General features: G+C 44.4%; 15 protein-coding genes and 1 pseudogene. 7 read left to right on the top strand and 9 right to left on the bottom strand.

Translation table 11 applies throughout. From position 1 onward, the window contains the following. Positions 1-28 precede the first annotated feature (28 nt). The 5 genes from CEX98_RS09475 to CEX98_RS09455 all read left to right on the top strand — a co-directional run bounded on the left by CEX98_RS09475 (position 29) and on the right by CEX98_RS09455 (position 8,336). Positions 29-2,260 (top strand): S9 family peptidase, encoded by a 2,232-nt coding sequence (locus tag CEX98_RS09475; RefSeq protein WP_099641827.1) that lies wholly within the window; start codon positions 29-31, stop codon positions 2,258-2,260. Between the two features lie 430 nt (positions 2,261-2,690). Beyond that, positions 2,691-4,331 carry a methyl-accepting chemotaxis protein gene (locus CEX98_RS09470; protein WP_099641826.1) on the top strand — a complete coding sequence of 547 codons (1,641 nt, stop codon included), beginning with the start codon at positions 2,691-2,693 and terminating at the stop codon, positions 4,329-4,331. 150 nt (positions 4,332-4,481) lie between these two features. Next, the gene (gene gshB / locus CEX98_RS09465; protein ID WP_172439745.1) at positions 4,482-5,528 is read left to right on the top strand and encodes a glutathione synthase; all 1,047 of its coding nucleotides are present in this window, start codon (positions 4,482-4,484) and stop codon (positions 5,526-5,528) included. Beyond that, positions 5,518-7,491, top strand: coding sequence for a flavohemoglobin expression-modulating QEGLA motif protein (locus CEX98_RS09460; protein WP_099641824.1), 1,974 nt, complete (start codon positions 5,518-5,520; stop codon positions 7,489-7,491). Before gshB ends, CEX98_RS09460 begins: the two co-directional genes overlap by 11 nt. Before the next feature lie 59 nt (positions 7,492-7,550). After that, a complete protein-coding gene (locus tag CEX98_RS09455) occupies positions 7,551-8,336 on the top strand; it encodes a hypothetical protein (RefSeq protein WP_099641823.1) in 786 nt (261 codons plus the stop codon). A 69-nt stretch (positions 8,337-8,405) separates the two neighbouring features. Here CEX98_RS09455 and CEX98_RS22775 read toward each other — a convergent pair whose 3' ends face one another. Together CEX98_RS22775 and yaaA are read right to left on the bottom strand one after the other, a co-directional pair. After that, positions 8,406-8,684, bottom strand: a complete 279-nt coding sequence (locus tag CEX98_RS22775; RefSeq protein ID WP_143484338.1) for a hypothetical protein — start codon at positions 8,682-8,684, stop codon at positions 8,406-8,408. Then, entirely contained in the window at positions 8,681-9,457 is a 777-nt protein-coding gene (gene yaaA / locus CEX98_RS09450; RefSeq protein ID WP_099641822.1) for a peroxide stress protein YaaA, read from the bottom strand. The genes CEX98_RS22775 and yaaA overlap by 4 nt, the downstream gene beginning before the upstream one ends. Positions 9,458-9,730: 273 nt before the next feature. Here yaaA and tal point away from each other — a divergent pair, with 273 nt between their 5' ends. Both tal and CEX98_RS09440 read left to right on the top strand, forming a co-directional pair. Then, entirely contained in the window at positions 9,731-10,681 is a 951-nt protein-coding gene (gene tal, locus CEX98_RS09445; RefSeq protein WP_099641821.1) for a transaldolase, read from the top strand. A 493-nt stretch (positions 10,682-11,174) separates the two neighbouring features. After that, on the top strand, positions 11,175-11,366 hold the full coding sequence (locus tag CEX98_RS09440; RefSeq protein ID WP_099641820.1) for a DUF3545 family protein: 192 nt from the start codon (positions 11,175-11,177) through the stop codon (positions 11,364-11,366). Positions 11,367-11,406: 40 nt separating this feature from the next. On the opposite strand, the gene ung is transcribed toward CEX98_RS09440, so the two are convergent. The 7 genes and pseudogenes from ung to cobT all read right to left on the bottom strand — a co-directional run bounded on the left by ung (position 11,407) and on the right by cobT (position 17,364). Then, positions 11,407-12,075 (bottom strand): uracil-DNA glycosylase, encoded by a 669-nt coding sequence (ung, locus tag CEX98_RS09435; RefSeq protein ID WP_099641819.1) that lies wholly within the window; start codon positions 12,073-12,075, stop codon positions 11,407-11,409. After that, positions 12,059-12,921, bottom strand: a pseudogene (locus tag CEX98_RS09430) (cobalamin-binding protein). Before CEX98_RS09430 ends, ung begins: the two are co-directional and overlap by 17 nt. After that, positions 12,921-13,517: a cob(I)yrinic acid a,c-diamide adenosyltransferase gene (gene cobO, locus CEX98_RS09425; RefSeq protein WP_099641818.1), complete on the bottom strand. Its 597-nt coding sequence runs from the start codon at positions 13,515-13,517 to the stop codon at positions 12,921-12,923. The pseudogene CEX98_RS09430 and the gene cobO overlap by 1 nt, the downstream one beginning before the upstream one ends. 1 nt (position 13,518) lies before the next feature. After that, positions 13,519-14,991 (bottom strand): cobyric acid synthase, encoded by a 1,473-nt coding sequence (locus CEX98_RS09420; RefSeq protein ID WP_099641817.1) that lies wholly within the window; start codon positions 14,989-14,991, stop codon positions 13,519-13,521. Then, complete coding sequence (gene cobU, locus CEX98_RS09415) at positions 14,988-15,527, bottom strand: bifunctional adenosylcobinamide kinase/adenosylcobinamide-phosphate guanylyltransferase (protein WP_099641816.1); 540 nt, start codon at positions 15,525-15,527, stop codon at positions 14,988-14,990. The genes CEX98_RS09420 and cobU overlap by 4 nt, the downstream gene beginning before the upstream one ends. Beyond that, complete coding sequence (locus CEX98_RS09410; protein ID WP_099641815.1) at positions 15,527-16,309, bottom strand: adenosylcobinamide-GDP ribazoletransferase; 783 nt, start codon at positions 16,307-16,309, stop codon at positions 15,527-15,529. The genes cobU and CEX98_RS09410 overlap by 1 nt, the downstream gene beginning before the upstream one ends. After that, positions 16,309-17,364, bottom strand: a complete 1,056-nt coding sequence (cobT, locus tag CEX98_RS09405) for a nicotinate-nucleotide--dimethylbenzimidazole phosphoribosyltransferase (protein WP_099641814.1) — start codon at positions 17,362-17,364, stop codon at positions 16,309-16,311. The genes CEX98_RS09410 and cobT overlap by 1 nt, the downstream gene beginning before the upstream one ends. Positions 17,365-17,373: the final 9 nt, after the last annotated feature.

The following is a 17,373-nucleotide window of genomic DNA, read 5'->3' as shown; positions in this document are numbered from 1 at the left end:
ACTTTAAAAATATAATAAGGTGGCTATCGTGCACTCTCGCATCAAACACTACACCATCGCGCTTCCGTTAGCACTTGCCTCTGTCGCCGCTAACGCAGAGCAACTAACACTTGAGCGACTTTTTGACGACCCGTCTCTTTCTGGTAAAGCGCCTGTAAAACTGCAATTTTCTCCAGACGGCTCTCGCGTTACGTATCTTCAAGGTAAAAAAGAAGACTATAACCGTTACGACCTTTGGGAATACAACTTAAAAGACAATACCAACCGCTTGTTAGTAGATTCTGCGGCGCTGTTTTCTGGCCCAGAGAATCTCTCAGATGAAGAAAAGGCACGTCGTGAGCGTCAACGTATTTTTGGCCGTGGTATTTTAGAATACAAATGGTCAAAAGATGGCAAAGCGCTTCTTTTCCCGCTTAATGGCGATTTATACTACTATGAAATCGCTTCGGGCAAGAGCAAGAAACTAACAGAAACTGAAGCGTTCGAAACCGACGCTCGCTTCTCGCCAAAAGGCAATTTTGTTTCATTTATTCGTGAGCAAAACCTCTACACCATTAATCTCAAATCAGGCAAAGAAACGCAATTAACTAAAGACGGCGGTGGCGTAATTAAAAACGGCATGGCTGAGTTTGTTGCCCAAGAAGAGATGAGCCGTATGACGGGCTACTGGTGGTCGGGTGACGAGCAACAAATTGCTTTTACTCGCATTGATGAAAGCCCAGTTCAAGAAGCTATTCGTAACGAAATCTATGCCGAAGAAGTTAAGCTATTCAATCAACGTTATCCTTACACGGGAACAGCCAATGTTGAGATTGAATTAGGGGTCGTAAAGATCAATGACCAAAAAGTAGATTGGATTGATTTAGGCGAAGATAAAGACATCTATATTGCTCGGGCAAATTGGTTAAAAGACAACAAAACGTTATCATACCAGTGGCAAAACCGCTCGCAGCAAAAACTAGAACTGCGCTTTTACGATACCAAAAGTAAAAAGCAACAGGTCGCTCTGACCGAAACCAGTGATACTTGGATTAACCTACACTTTGACCTTAAATTCTTAAAGGACAAAAAGCATTTCGTATGGGCATCTGAGCGTGATGGCTTTAAACACCTTTATCTTTACAGAACCAATGGCCAACTGGTACGCCAAATAACCAAAGGCGATTGGATTGTTGAAAGCCTTCAGGGAGTTGATGAGAAAAAAGGTATCGTATACTTCTCGGGCCGCAAAGACACGCCGCTTGAAAGCCACCTATACAGCGTACCACTTTTCAAAGATGGTGAAGCAAAACGTATTACCGAAAAAGGCAGCTATCATAGTGTCGTACTGGCACAAGATAACCGTACCTTTATCGATAAAAGTTCTTCTGTAAACCGTCCACCAGCCGTTGCGCTGCGCAAAGTGAATGGTGACTTTGTTACTTGGCTTGAAGAAAACGCCTTGAATAACGACCATCCGTTAACGCCTTATTTGAGCAATCTAGCCACGCCAGAATATGGCACACTTAAAGCGGAAGATGGTCAAACCATGTATTACCGTTTGTTTAAGCCAGCAAAGCTTGAAGACGGTAAAAAATACCCTGTGATTGTGAACGTTTACGGCGGCCCTCACGCACAACGCGTGACCAACAGCTGGCGTAGCAAAAACTTGTACTTCCAATACCTTGCACAACAAGGTTATGTGATTTTCCAATTAGATAACCGAGGTTCATATAACCGTGGTAAAAAGTTTGAAGATCCAATCTATAAGCACTTAGGTGTAGTAGAAGTGGCTGACCAAATTAAAGGCGTTGAGTTCTTGCGTACACTAGAGTACGTCGACCCTGAGCGTATTGGTATTTATGGTCACAGCTATGGCGGCTACATGGCGCTGATGACGATGTTTAAAGCTGGCGATTACTTTAAAGCCGGTGTTTCTGGTGCGCCAGTAACCGATTGGGCTTTGTATGACACCCATTACACTGAGCGTTACTTGGGTCACCCAGACACAAATGCGAAAGGCTATGAGCAAAGCGCGGTATTTCCATTCGCCGATGGGCTAAAAGGCCCACTGATGATTTATCACGGCATGGCGGATGACAACGTACTGTTTACCCATGCAACGAAACTATTTAAGCAGTTGCAAGACGAGGCAAAGCCATTTGAAATGATGACTTATCCAGGCTCTAAGCACAGCTTGCGGGGCAAAAAAGTACAAACCCACCTACATCAAACCATTACTGACTTTTTCAACCGTCACTTTGACGTTGAACCGAAGTAAACACTCAATAACGCCCAGCTTCCTGTAGGCTGGGCGTTTCTTTCCCTTATCTCTTCATTTGGTTCTAATCCATTGGTCTAATTGTTTATTGCCTCAGACTAAGAAAAACTGAAATTATTGTGCTAGCTCAATTTATTACGGCAAAAGTTAATTAATATAGCTGATACCTATACGTCAGGGCTCTTATACCAAATGTATTAAGTCAATGTGCTATTTGAAGCACAGAAATGGCTTTAGTAGCTAGGCAAAAATTTTGCTATTTAGTTGCGCTAAATGAGAATTTTTTACGACGCTAATATGCTATTTCATCCTTCAAATTGATTAGCGAATTAATTCAACTGGTATTACAAACAGTTTTGCGGATTTGTATCAACAAAGCGTTCGCGCCTGCTATCAACCCACATAATAAGAACGACATAAGGATTGCGTTATGTCCAAACAGTTTTTAAGGCACCTTTCAATTTTTCAACGACTGGCATTATTGATTACCGTTGTCATCATCGGTGTTATTGTGCAAAGTGTGGTTAGCCTCACGCAACAATACGATGCACTAGAACAACAGCAGTACCATAAGACCCAAAATCTTGTGGAAAACGCCTACAGCCTAGTCGCTTACTTTCATCAGCAGTTCGCATTAGGGAAGCTGCCTGAAGCAGAGGCTAAAACAGCGGCATTAGATGCCGTTGCGGCACTAAGATACGAGGGAAATAACTACTTTTGGATCAATGATTATCAGCCCAAAATGGTTATGCACCCATTTAAACCGGAACTCATAGGTAAAGATCTTAGTCAATCTGCCGATCCCAATGGCAAACGCCTTTTTATCGATATGGTTGAAGTAGCAAAAGCACATGGAGCTGGGTTTGTCCCCTACCTTTGGCCAAAGCCTGGTAAAGACGCTCCGGTCGAAAAAATCTCTTACGTTAAAGCATTTACACCTTGGGGTTGGATAATCGGATCTGGCGTTTATCTAGATACCATAGAAGCTGAGTTTGCGCATATTCGTAACTTACTATTGATTGAGATGTTGGTACTGATTGTTTTATTGTTTCCGTTCAGCGCCATTATCAGTAAGAGTATTATTGCCCCAATCAACCAAGCCAAAGACATGATGAAGGACATTGCTCAAGGTGAGGGCGACTTGACTCGGCAACTTGATGAAAGCGGCAAAGATGAGATCACCGCACTGGCTAAATACTTTAACCTTTACACCGAAAAGATGCGCCACTCCATCGCCACCGTCGCTCATAACGCAAAAGAAGTAGAGACACTGGCTAATCAGGTCAAAAGCGCCGGAGAAGAAAACTTAGCCTTTATCGAATCACAAAACGACAATAGCAGACAAGTGGCCACCGCCGCAGAACAAATGACTATGCAAGTTCGTGAAATTAGTAGTAATGCGGACACCGCGGAACACTCAGCGGCAGACGCTCGAAATTACAGTGAAAAGGGTCGACAAACTATTTCTGAGACTATTTCGGCAATTAAGAAGCTGTCTGAACAAATTCAGTCGGTAAGTGTAACCACAACTCGCCTTGACCAAGAAAGTCAACATATCGGCTCAGTACTAGATGTTATTCGGGGGATCGCAGAGCAAACCAACTTACTGGCGCTTAATGCGGCTATTGAGGCCGCCCGAGCAGGTGAGCAAGGACGAGGATTTGCCGTTGTAGCAGATGAAGTTCGCACGCTTGCTAGTCGCACAGGACAAAGCACTGACGAAATTCATCATATGATAGAACGGCTACAAAAGGAGGCGCAACAGGCCGTTGCTGCTGTTAAGATCAGTCAGCAGATCTCCGAGCAAACGGTAGAGCAAGTCCAGCTCGCTGATACTGCGCTGACAGAGATAGAAAAGCTCATCGACGCCATCTCAGACATGAATACCCATATCGCAAAAGCCACCGACGAGCAGAGTCTAGCGGCACAAGAAGTGAATGAACGGATTTCGCAATTATCCGATTCAACTCACCACTCACTAGACACCACCCACTCCCTTAACAACACCAGTGAGCAGTTAACTCAAGCGAGCCATGAGCTCAGTGACATAGTGGCACGTTTTAAAGTATGATGGACACCCACAGAGCGCAGCCAATGTGCTCTGTGCCCTTTGTGTATAGATGATTGATATTGCTTATCTTGTCGATAAAAATAATCCGTGAGCATCAAGGCTATTTTACCGCTATATTGCAAAATTATTTGCTTGAGCCAAAAATAGCCCGTGAAAATTTGCTTTATTATGTACCCTTGGGAGCGCGTTGAAGCCGAAAACGACAGCACGCTTAGACTGATCCACGAAGCCGTATCTCGCGGTCATGTGGTTGCAATCACCACAGTTAACAACCTCACCATTCGTGAAAGCGTTGCCAGTGCTTTTTGTGATGTATTTGTTGCCGGACAAAAAGTACCGGACAATTTCGTCAGCTTTTACAATAAAGCCAGCTTTAAAAAAGTACAGCTACCTCTGGCGGGCTTTGACGCGATATTTATGCGTGCAAACCCACCACTAGATACGCTTGCCATGAACTTCCTGGACTCGGTACGTGATGATACCTTTATTGTGAATGATATTGATGGGCTTAGGATTGCAAATAACAAGCTCTATACCGCCTCTTTTCAAGGTATCGCAAGAGAGTTTATTCCCAATACTCATGTATCCAAAAACAAAGAATATTTGGAGCGTATTTTCTCTGAATCAGAACAAGAGAAGATGATCTTAAAACCACTGGATGGTTTTGGTGGTCGTGGTGTGATTGTAGTGGAAAAACGCGCAAAACAAAGCTTTAGCTCATTGCTTGAGTTTTATATTGGCGGTGACGAGTCCGGCAAGGGTAGCAACTATGTCATTTTACAAGACTATGTAGAGGGCGCCGACGAAGGCGATGTTCGTATTCTTATGCTCAACGGCGAGCCAATTGGCGCCATGAAGCGAGTACCTGCGGCGAACGAAGTGCGTGCCAACGTACATGCAGGGGGTAAAGTAGTGAAGCATAAACTCACCAGCCAAGAAAAGGCATTATGCAAACATATTGGTCCTAAGCTTGTACGTGACGGTTTGTACTTTGTCGGCATTGATGTTATCGGCGGAAAACTCATTGAAGTGAACGTACTTTCTCCTGGCGGGATCACTCGTATTAACCGCTTAAACCGGTGTAAGTTGCAAACACAGGTTATCGACTTTGTTGAGAGTGTCGTACATGCCAAAGAACTTGTAACACATCGCAAAAATCAATTCCGCCAAGTAATAGAAGACGCTCATGCTATCTGAACAAGCCATTATTGCCGCACTTGAGGCCGGTAAACCAATCAGTGGACAATTTGCAGAGGGCGCCTTTCATCTCGAGGTGAGAGAGTATGTACCCTATATTGCTACCGCCGTGCACGCCGGACACCGTACTCGTGCCAGCTTAAAGAGCTGGTACGCCATCAGTGATGCCGAGCGTTTGCAAGAAGAAGACCCATTTACCGATGGCATGATTGAGTCTTTGCCTATCACTCTAATCGCTCGAGACTCCCGTTATGAATATGATTTAAATCGTGCACCAGAGCAGGCAATCTACACACAAGCGTGGGGCAAACAGGTATGGACGGAGGCATTACCCAATGCGGAGGTCGACGTCAGCTTGTCGAAACATGCAGCATATTACCGGGTGCTATCGGCCCTACTTACTACTGTTGAGCGTAAGTTTGGTGCCTGTGTGCTATTTGATGTCCATAGTTACAACTATCAAATTCGTAGTCACGCTTATGCGCCTACCTTTAATATTGGTACAGCACAACTCGACACGCTGCGCTTTCGCACCGTACTAGACGAACTAAAAAAACAGCTTGGGTTGAAAAAGCTCGCAGGCCAGCTGGTGGACTGTGCGGAGAATACGGTTTTTCAGGGTCATGGTTATCAAGCAAATTATATTACTCGCCATTTTGACAACACTTTAGTGATACCGCTGGAAGTGAAAAAGGTCTTTATGGATGAAAATAGCGGCGAGTTATTCCCTGTAGTATTTGAAAAGCTACAGCGTAATATGCATGTCGCATTGAGTAAAACAGCAAAAACATTTGCCAAGAATCATTGCTATAAGCCACTTCGAAAAGCAAAATCAACGTCGCTACTTGACCCTGCACTAATAAACGTTGACGCTGCGCTGTATCGTATTGCTAAAAACCTCGAAACGCTGCATTACGTTAACCCGAGCAATATTGCGCAAGAGAAACGTCGGTTTTTCTCGAAACGTCATTATCAGCCAATATTTAAGTATCGCCCACTTAAAATTGACCCTTATGAGTTTAAAGAGCAGCTTTACCGCTTACCGGTTGGTAAAATTCAAGACCCTATCGTCAAGGATTTATACCGCAAAGTCATCGACAGCTACGCCACTAAAATCGAGTTGATCACCCAAATTGGCCGCGAAGCTTTTTTGTATAACTCACTGCGTTATTATGGCGAACCAGACTATAACGATATCAATAATGCGACTTTCCTTCTGCACGCGCGCGAAACTGAAACACTGCCGAAAAAAGACATTACCGCAGAGCAGGCCCTAGTACGCTTTAATCAAGCCATTGAAACCATGGGCTTACCTTGCAAAGTGGCAATTTCAAGTAAACTGGTTGCTAAAGCAATGGTCGACAACAGTAAGCGGTTACTACTCGTTAATAGCAGTGCAATGCTATCAGAGCTTGATATCAATGCCTTGATAGAACATGAAATTGGGGTCCACTTGCTCACAACCTTAAATGCCGACGCCCAACAACTTAAGGTGCTACATTTAGGTCTACCTGGTAATACCTATACCCAAGAAGGATTGGCGATTTATCGCGAATATCAATCAGGACAAATAAACCTAACACGCCTCAAGGTATTGGCGCTGAGGGTAATTGCAGTGAATATGCTGCTGAAGGGCGATAAGTTCTATCAAGTGTACGAGTTTCTGGCTGATTCTGGTGTGCTGAACGTCAACGAAGCATTTGCACTTACTACACGTATCTTCCGTGGTGGCGGCTTTACTAAAGATCACCTTTACTTAAAAGGCTTTAAAGACATTGTACAGCTTGCTAATAGCCGCAGCTTAGATAATTTATATCTTGGTAAAACCGGTATTGCGCACTTAGACGCACTGGATGCATTGGTGGAACAAGGGATATTTACAAGACCCAAGTACCTTCCTGATAGCAGCCGAGATCCAGAGCCTGATACGATCCTAAGTTATTTAATTTCTTCAATTAAATAGGTCAAAATTGCCACTGCGGTTATACTAGTACTATCTCGTATCGACCCAGTGGTTTTCTTTTGGATCAACAAGAAATAGATTTACTCGCTTTTGAACTCGCAAACTTACGACTTAAAGCCGATCTCACACTCGCTCCTAAATACCCTTATTTCTCGGATAAGCCCTACCCGCTTGGCCGTTGCCTAGAAATTCGAGACGAAATGTTTAAACTCGTCACCGCTGAACTCAAACAAAACTCAGAATGTTTGTCGGTGCTAAAAAAATATATGATGGCAGAAAATGCAGAGCTCAAGAAAGTCTGGGGTTCTTTGCGTGATGAATACTTTCAAAATGCCATATTTGTAGGTGAGTGGTATATCGATACTGCAAACGATACCGTTAATGCAAATAAGCCAAGAGTTGAAATCAAACCGATTGCGCAGTCAGGGTTTTCGGCCATCACTAGCTTTGAGCAATTCGTTAACATTGCTGAGTCTTACTGGCAGGTCGAAGTATACAAAAATACTGCATTTCCAGCGATTTCCCCCTATTTACCGCTTATTTGTGTCGACGCCAAAGGCGCAACTTGGTTAGCGGCAGCTAATGATGACATGATCAAGGTGGCCACCAGCAGCGAATTCCAGTTATCAGAACAAATTCTAAAGCAACTTCCTGAGCCCGACGCCAGTATTGTATCGCGTTGGAGGAAAACTTTAGAAACTATTAAGTCACCAGATGAAATTCTACTGCAAACAGGAAATCCAGAAGGTTTTTGCCAACTATACAGAAATGCTCAAAAAGCTGGAGATATGGCGTTTAGAGATAGAGTAGTACGCGCTTACATGAGCCTACCAAAAGGCGCGTAACCTAATGAACCAGAACTCGGGATAACAACTGGTACTCTAGCAGCGGTTTCCCGAATTCAGGTTAATGAGTTAAAACGAAGTGGGATACGTCGGTGATTCGTCCGTAATTTCCCATTTGTCTTGTGTTGGTCTGTCCACTCGACATTGATTCTGCTGTTGGAAACATCTGTCTTCACAGTTTTGCACTTGCATAGGATCCGAATAATCCTTGCGACAAGTAAGTGAACAAGAACGTGAATCACTCTCACAATCCACTGGCACATTACTCACTCTAGTTGTGAATTTTCCGCTACAGCCGCTCATTAATACCACAGCGACAGCCGTGGCTAATAGTATTTTTGTTGTCATTGCTCTGCTCTTAGAAACACCGGCTCTTGTGCCTTTTGCGTTGCTTCTTCACTGAAATAATAACCAGCAATATCAAACGCTTTTAGACTTTCTAGATCCGACACTTGGTTCTCAATGATATACCTGGCCATCATGCCTCGCGCTTTTTTAGCGTAGAAGCTAATCACCTTGTATTGACCATTTTTACAATCTTTAAAGACAGGTGTGATAATTTCACCGTTAAAGGCTTTTTTATCCACGGCTTTAAAGTACTCGTTTGAAGCTAAGTTCACCAAGTATTGTGTTTGCGCCCCTTCCATGACCTCATTGAGCTTTTCAGCGATGATACTACCCCAAAACTCATACAGGTTTTTGCCACGTGGGTTACTTAACTTTGTACCCATTTCTAAACGATAGGCCTGCATCAAGTCAAGTGGTTTTAAGATCCCATACAGCCCAGACAAGATACGTAGATGATTTTGCGCATAATTTAAATCTGCCTCACTCAGACTTTGAGCGTCTAACCCAACATAGACATCACCATTAAAAGCAAAAATCGCTTGCTTAGCATTGTCTTGGGTAAAAGGCTCAGACCACTCGGTAAATCTTGCCGCGTTTAAGCCTGCTAGCTTATCGCTTATTTTCATTAAACTACCGATTTGTTGTGGCGTTAAATCGCGACAAACGTTGATTAATGACCCGCTATGCTCCAGCAATTCTGGCTGGGTATGAGTCGTAATTGGTGCCGGTGTTTCATAGTCTAGGTTTTTCGCTGGAGAGATAACTGTGATCATGGTTTGCCTATTGACTTAGCTAGTAATTAATGTCAATTTCAACACTATCCCCAAGTAACTTCAAGTGTTTGTCCGCTTTGGACTTGGGCTTAAGCAATTCGCTACACAAAAACGTAGCTTCGCTTTACAACTCGACCTTATATAACAATAACCCAAATAGACACGGTGATATGTAACCGATACGGACATATGACCTATCCAGCTATTTAATGGTGTTGCAACATAAGGCGTCTAATATCACTTCGCTGTTATCAATATTGGAATGAGGAACACATGACTTCAGCATTAGATAGGCTAAAACAACATTCATCAATTGTCGCTGACACCGGTGACATTGAAGCCATCCGCAAGCTACAGCCTGAGGATGCAACAACTAATCCTTCTCTTTTACTTAAAGCGGCAGAGATGCCTGCTTATCAGCCTTATCTAACAGAAGCTTGGGATTATGCCAAAGCCAATGAAAGTGACGCTGACAAGCAATTAGCGCTTGCGTGTGACTACTTTGCAGTGGTGATTGGTAAAGAAATTGCCAACTCAGTACCTGGCTATATCTCAACAGAGGTAGACGCGCGTTTATCTTTTGATACCGAAGCCACCATAGCAAAAGCCAAAACCTTACTGAGCTTATATGAAGCACAAGGTGTGAGCCAAGATAAAATCTTAATTAAGATAGCCTCAACTTGGGAAGGTATTAAAGCAGCAGAAGCGCTTGAAAAAGAAGGCGTAAAATGTAATTTAACGCTATTGTTTAGTGAAGCACAAGCCCGAGCATGTGCCGATGCTAACGTATTCTTAATTTCGCCGTTTGTTGGCCGTATTCTTGACTGGCATGTCGCTAATGGTCTAGAAAAACCAACTGATCCACTACAAGACCCGGGCGTACAGTCTGTTCGCAGTATTTTTGAATTCTATAAGCAGCACGGTTACAAAACAGTTGTGATGGGTGCAAGCTTCAGAAATACAGGCGAGATCTTAGCACTGACTGGTTGTGATAAACTGACGATTAGCCCTTCGCTACTTGAAGAGCTTGCAAGCATGCCAGCAAACGAAGATTACTTGTTAGAAGCAAACTTCGAAACCAAAGAAAAGCCTGCACCATTAACAGAAAGTGAGTTCCGTTGGTTACATAACCAAGATGCGATGGCAACGGAAAAATTAGCCGAAGGTATTCGCTCATTTGCCGATGCCCAAGAAACGCTTGTGGCTCGTTTCAAAGCACTATAAAGCGTTTACCCGGTAACGCTATTAATACTTAAACGCCGCGCTATGCGGCGTTTTTTGTAGCCTCAGAACATGGTGAAACCCTACCCACTAATATCCATCAATTCACTCCACCTCAACTACCAATTGAATTAATTCTCTAATCAATTTGGAAGATGAAATAGCGCATTTACTTCATACATTTGGTATTAATTGACCTTCATCAAACTGTCACGTTGTTTTAACTCGAAAGACACAATTGTGTTTTATTTTTGTTCCGTCTGTGGTATATCAATGTCACTTGAAGTGAAAATTGATGCCGCTACTTTCTGGTTTTGGTGCAAAAAGCGAGCAGCGCGGGGTTGCTTGTAGCGTACTTTAGCTATCAGACTTTTAACGGTTCCCTCATTAGAGGTTTGCCAAATAGTATGAAGAAATCAACGGTGTCATTGCAGTTGTAGTGCTAACAGCCAAAGCAAATGCCACTTTAGGTTGTTTTTATCAATAGGAGATTTTCATGGATACCCTAGACGAGTTATTAGAATTATTAGAAAGTCCAGAGGCTAAGAAAAAAACTTCATCTAAGGGCAAAAAACGAAAATGGCGCGAAATTGAAGCGCTAAAAGATAAACAGCGACTACGCAAAGAACTACAGGAATTAGATATTTTCGCAGACAATGTTGATTTAGACGAATTTGATTTTAACTAAAAAGAGCGCCCTTCACGGCGCTCTTTTTGGTTTTTATCAGCTATAGCTCGGTCAATCGCCAGTCGATTGGCTGCTTACCCATTTGTGTGAGCAGCTGGTTTGTTTTACTGAAATGGCCACAACCAAAGAATCCGCGGTGCGCAGAAAGCGGTGACGGGTGTGGTGCGTGTAGAACATGATGACGGTTTTTGTCTATGTTCTTGCCTTTTTTCTGGGCATGAGCTCCCCACAGTAGGAAGATAACGCCTTCACTATTGGCGTTTAGTTTATCGATCACTACATCGGTAAAGCGCTCCCATCCTAGGTTTTTGTGTGAATGTGCTTGTCCTTGCTCTACTGTGAGTACGGTATTGAGTAATAATACGCCCTGCTTAGCCCAGTCAATGAGGTAGCCATGGTTAGGTATGGTGAAACCCGCAATATCCTGCACCAACTCCTTATACATATTATTAAGTGACGGTGGCGGTTTTACCCCAGGTAATACCGAAAAACACAAACCATGCGCTTGATTTGGCCCGTGATAGGGGTCTTGACCTAAAATCACTACCTTAACTTGGTCAAACGGAGTAACTTTAAACGCCTCAAACACTTGCTCGTGTGGCGGGAATACATTCACGCCTTGCTCACGACGTTCAGCCACATAGTCCATAGTTTGCTTAAAGTAGTCTTGTTGCTTTTCCTGACCTAACACGTCACTCCACGTTGTCATGTTTCACCCTTTTCATCGTTTTATAGTAGGCTCGAGAGCTGTCAAGTTTACCACATAAATCAGTATCCCCTCGAGCATACGATAGCTATATCGATGTAATAGGTCTGCATCAACGGAAATGCTTTGTTGATGTTTAACTGCTGGAATACTTGGCCACTTATGCCAATCTATCGGTTTGATATCTTGCTCGGTTTTTTCATTTGGGATGACCATAACTTCTGGTGATTTCAGTAATACATTCTCGATGCTTATTTGCGGATAATCAGTGGTTGAATCGGCAAAGACGTTGTCTGCATGGCAAATTTCAAGCACTTGCTGCACCCAACTATCACCACCGACAGTCATTAAAGGAGCAGGCCAAAGCTGATAGAAGACCTTGATACTGCTGCTTTGTGCGTATTGTTTTTGTAGCCCTGTAAGGCGTTGAGTGAAGCGCTGCGCCTTCTCTCTAGCTGGCGCTTCAAGGCCTGTGAGCTGACCAAACTTAATCAACTCATCAGCCACCTTCTCAATCGCTTTGGTCTCGCTGTACACAACTTGGATCCCTAACTGTTCCAGCTTTTCAAGATCTGCCTTTTTATTGCCAGTTTGCCACGCTATTACTAAGTCTGGTTCAAGGGCCAATACTTTTTCTAACTGAATACCATGATATCCACCTATTTGTGGAATTTGCTTGGCTGCCTGTGGATAATCGGCATAGGCTACAGTACCAACTATTCTGTCACCTGCTCCGATAGCATAGAGGTTTTCAACGATGTGGGGGGCAAGTGCAATGATCCGTTCAGCGGGCTTGGCCTGAAGACTTAAGGTGCAGCCAAGCAGCATAAACAGCGCTATTTTTTTCATTAGTAGTCAAACCCTTTCTGCGCTTTGATACCAGCCTCAAAGGCATGCTTTACATTGCGCACTTCACTTACGGTATCTGCAAGCTCGGTTAAGCGTCGATGTGCCCCACGCCCCGTTACAATCACAGATTGCATTTTAGGACGCTGCTGTAATGCTGTTATCACTTCTTCCAAATCAAGATAGTCATAACTTAGCATATAAGTGATTTCGTCTAGTAGCACTAAGTCAATGCTTTCATCTTGCAACCACTGTTTGGCTTGCTGCCAAGTCGCCTGCGCAGCTGCGGTGTCGGTCTCACGGTTTTGCGTCTCCCACGTAAAGCCTGTTTTCATAACCGCAAACGGGACACCCACTTTTTCAAGCAGATTGCGCTCTCCACAGTCCCAAGTTCCTTTAATAAACTGTACGACCGCCGCGTTCATGCCATGACCGACACAACGAGCAACCGTACCAAAGCCCGACGTCGACTTGCCTTTACCATTGCCCGTGATCACTTGCAAAATTCCTTGCTCTTGCTGCGCCGCTGCAATTTTCTCATCGACTTTTTGTTTTACTTTTTGTTGTCGTTGTTGATGTTTATCTTGTTGTTCGCTCATGCTATTCCTCAATTATGTTCATCAATTTTTGCCAATCTAAATGTGCCTCACAGCTATCGGCAAGACGCGTTATTTGCCGCTCTCTGTGTTCAGCCAAATCAATAGCAGTGGCGGCTGCCTGCTGACCACCTGCCCAAGTTAAAATCGCTTGAGTTGCAGCAACCGTGTCAAATAGACCATGTAAGTAGGTGCCGGCAATTTGGTTATCCAAAGAGATAAAACCATCTTTTGCACACTGATTGGGGTGACTATCAAAAAATAAAAATGGATTTTCCAATGCAGGTCCAAAGGAAACTCCAGCGTGAATTTCATAGCCACTGATGTCTGTATGTTGATCATTCAGTCGGCAAGTCCCAGAAACCTGTGTTAGTACTTTTTCTGTTGACAGTGTCGTTGCAAAATCAGCTAGGCCAAGTCCGGCAACTTCGCCTAGTGTTGACTCCACTGCGCTTGGATCTTTGATAAGCTGACCAAGCATTTGCAATCCTCCGCAAACTCCTAACACCTTGCCACCATATCTTAGGTGTCGCTTTATTTCCTCGTCCCAGCCCTGATTAAGTAAGAAGGTTAAGTCACTCAACACATTTTTACTGCCCGGGAGGATGATTAAATCACAGGGGTCGATGGACTCTTGATAGCTTACATAGCGAAAATCCACTTCGGGGTTTAAGCGCAATGTATCGAAGTCCGTGTGATTACTAATATGGGGAAAGAGTAAAGCTCGGATACGTAACGATCCCGGTTCACAGATATTTTCCATCGTCACTGCATCTTCTGCATCTAACGCTAGACCGTGCAAATATGGCAGCACACCTAACACTGGCTTACCCGTTTTTTGCTCTAGCCAATCCAATCCAGATTGCAACAAAGCAATATCGCCACGGAAGCGATTAATCACAAATCCTTTAACCAAGCTCTGCTCGTAATCACTTAACAGCGCAAGCGTACCAACCAAGTGAGCAAACACACCACCTTTGTCGATATCAGCGATGATGATCACAGGGCAAGCAACCTCACAGGCGAACCCCATATTAGCGATGTCGTTTTCGCGTAAATTAATTTCAGCAGGGCTCCCTGCACCTTCGACCATACACAACTCAAATGCTTTGCTAAGCCGCTGATGAGAGCTCAATACAGCATCCATAGCCACTTTTTTGTAATCGTGATATGCGGCGGCTTCCATATTGCTAATGGCTTTACCATGAATGATCACCTGTGCCCCGGTGTCTGAATTCGGTTTTAGTAAAATAGGGTTAAAATCAGTTGAAAGTGATACCTTCGCGGCTTCGGCTTGCAGCGCTTGTGCCCGGCCGATTTCGCCTCCACAGGGCGTTACGGCACTATTTAGCGCCATATTTTGAGGTTTAAAAGGCGCTACGCGAAACCCTCTACGCTGGAGTACACGGCATAGCCCAGCAACTAACGTGCTTTTACCGGCATCTGAGGTAGTGCCCTGCACCATTAAGGTTTTCATACATTTTCACCTTTTAAGCATTGCGGCAAACCAGCAATAACAAAATCAACTCTATCCGCTAAACGGGCTATATCTTGATGGAGCCAACCGGACTCATCCACAAAGTCGCGACTCAGCTCACCTAAAGGTACAATTCCATGGCCCACTTCATTACTCACTAAAATGACTGTGGCTTTGGTGTTTTCAAGTGCGCTGAGGAGTTGTGCTTTTTTATCTATGGCGGCAGCTTTGCCCTGCTCGCACAAGCCATGGCTCAGCCATAAAGTTAAACAGTCTACAAGGAGCAACGCCTGTTCATTTGCCTCACGAATCAACTTATCGATATGCCATGACTCTTCGATTAATTGCCAGCGACGGTCGCGATTAGCTTGGTGTGCAAATATACGACTTTGCATTTCGCTGTCTTGTGCTTTCGCCGTAGCCACATAATACAGTTGCTTCACTTGCCCCTGTTCCAACAAGCCTGTGGCGCACTGCTCTGCAAATCGGCTCTTGCCTGAACGCGCACCGCCCAAAATTAGATGTATTTGTGCCATTAGAGAGTACCTACAATAAAAAGCAAAATAACCAGTTCGCCGAGTTGCTGCGCCGCACCTAAGCAGTCTCCGGTATAGCCTCCAAGCTGAGTATGAAACCATTTAATACATGCTAATCTCAGCAAATACAGCCAAACGAGCAATACCAATAAATCTATCAATGACAATGCCAGCCATGGCCAGCAAGCAACTAAGATCAAACTGGAAGTAATTACTGTGCGAGTCAAAGCGGCGTCCGATAACCGCTTCGCTACCGGTTTCACTTTACTGAGCTGATCCGCCTGTACATACCCTAACGAGCCAATCAAAGAAACAGCCAAAGCGCGGCTCAGACTGTGTGCCAAGAGCAGTGACACCCATGCCATAAGGAGGTCTTCGAATAGCATCGTCAATAAAGAAAACTTGGCAAGTAGCAGTAATAACAGTGCACAGCTTCCGTAAGTGCCTAGGCGGCTGTCTTTCATAATCTCGAGCTTTTGTTCTTTAGTCCAGCCACCACCAAAGCCGTCGAAGACATCGGCAAAACCATCTTCATGAAAGGCCCCTGTCAGTAAAACTCCGGCTGAAAGGGCTGCAACCGCACCAAACATAGGCGAAATATAATCACTGGCAACACAACCAAAAGCAGCTGAGATCGCGCCAATCAATACGCCGACCAAACAAAAGTAACCGCTCACTTCGTTAAGTTCATCAGGCGAGGGAGCTGGACGCAGACGAATGGGCACACGGGTTAAAAAGACCATGGCAAGCTTAAATAGCCGCCATTCTTGTTGCCATTGCATCAGGCGTCTACTACCTGTGTTACTTGCGCATCGGCAAAACTGGCCATATCAGTAAAAAAGCCCAGCGCAGCTTGCAGTAATGGCAAGGCTAAGGCCGCGCCCGTACCTTCACCTAATCGCATCTCTAAATGCAGCAATGGCTCAGCAGTTAACTGCTGTAACATCAGCTTATGGCCCTGCTCCATCGAGCCATGCGCAAACACCATATATTGTTTGCTATTCGGCTCTATCTTGTACGCCAAAAGTGCAGCTGCAGTGGCAATAAAACCATCGACGACTATCACCTTTTGTGCCCGTGCTACCGCCAGCATCGCACCAACCATCTGTACAATTTCAAAGCCACCTAAACGCTGCAAAATTTGTTCAGGTGTTGATAACTGGCCTTGATGATAATTTAACGCCTGTGTAATCAATGCCCGCTTTTTACTAAGCACCTTATCGTCAATGCCTGTGCCACGCCCTACGCATAGCGAGACACTCTCCCCACTAAGTGCAGCTAGAATAGCCGCAGCAGAGCTGGTGTTACCAATCCCCATCTCACCAAAAGCAATCACGTTGCTACCTGCTTCTATGACTGACGTCACCACTTGTTCACCAAATTCCATGCCTTGTTTGAGCTGCGTTTCGCTCATGGCTGGTCGCTCATGAAAAGCATGGGTGATATCGCCAAGCCGCTGCAAACGCAAGTTAGCTGCTGGTTCACATGGCACTAAGGTCCCGCAGTCGACTACCGTTAACTGCCAACCAAGCTGTCGACAAAAAACATTAATAGCCGCCCCACCTTGCACAAAATTTGCGACCATTTGCCCTGTCACTTCACTTGGTGCGATAGAAACTCCCTGACTTGCAATGCCATGGTCACCGGCAAATACCAACATCGCTGGATTTGTTATTGCCAATTGATGAAGGTCTAATTGCGCTTGCCCCTGTGACAAGATCTGAACTAGCTGTGCAGCTAACCCTTCAAGTTTGCCAAGGGCGCCAAGTGGTTTAGTTTTTAAATCGATGATCTGTTGAATGCGCGCATTTAAGCTTGTGTCTAACGGTTTAATCATGAATTATTC

Source organism: Pseudoalteromonas piscicida (assembly GCF_002744175.1).
Classification (GTDB): Bacteria; Pseudomonadota; Gammaproteobacteria; order Enterobacterales; family Alteromonadaceae; genus Pseudoalteromonas; species Pseudoalteromonas piscicida_B.
Note: the sequence above shows the minus strand (reverse complement) of the source record. Positions and strands in the feature narration are given on the sequence as shown.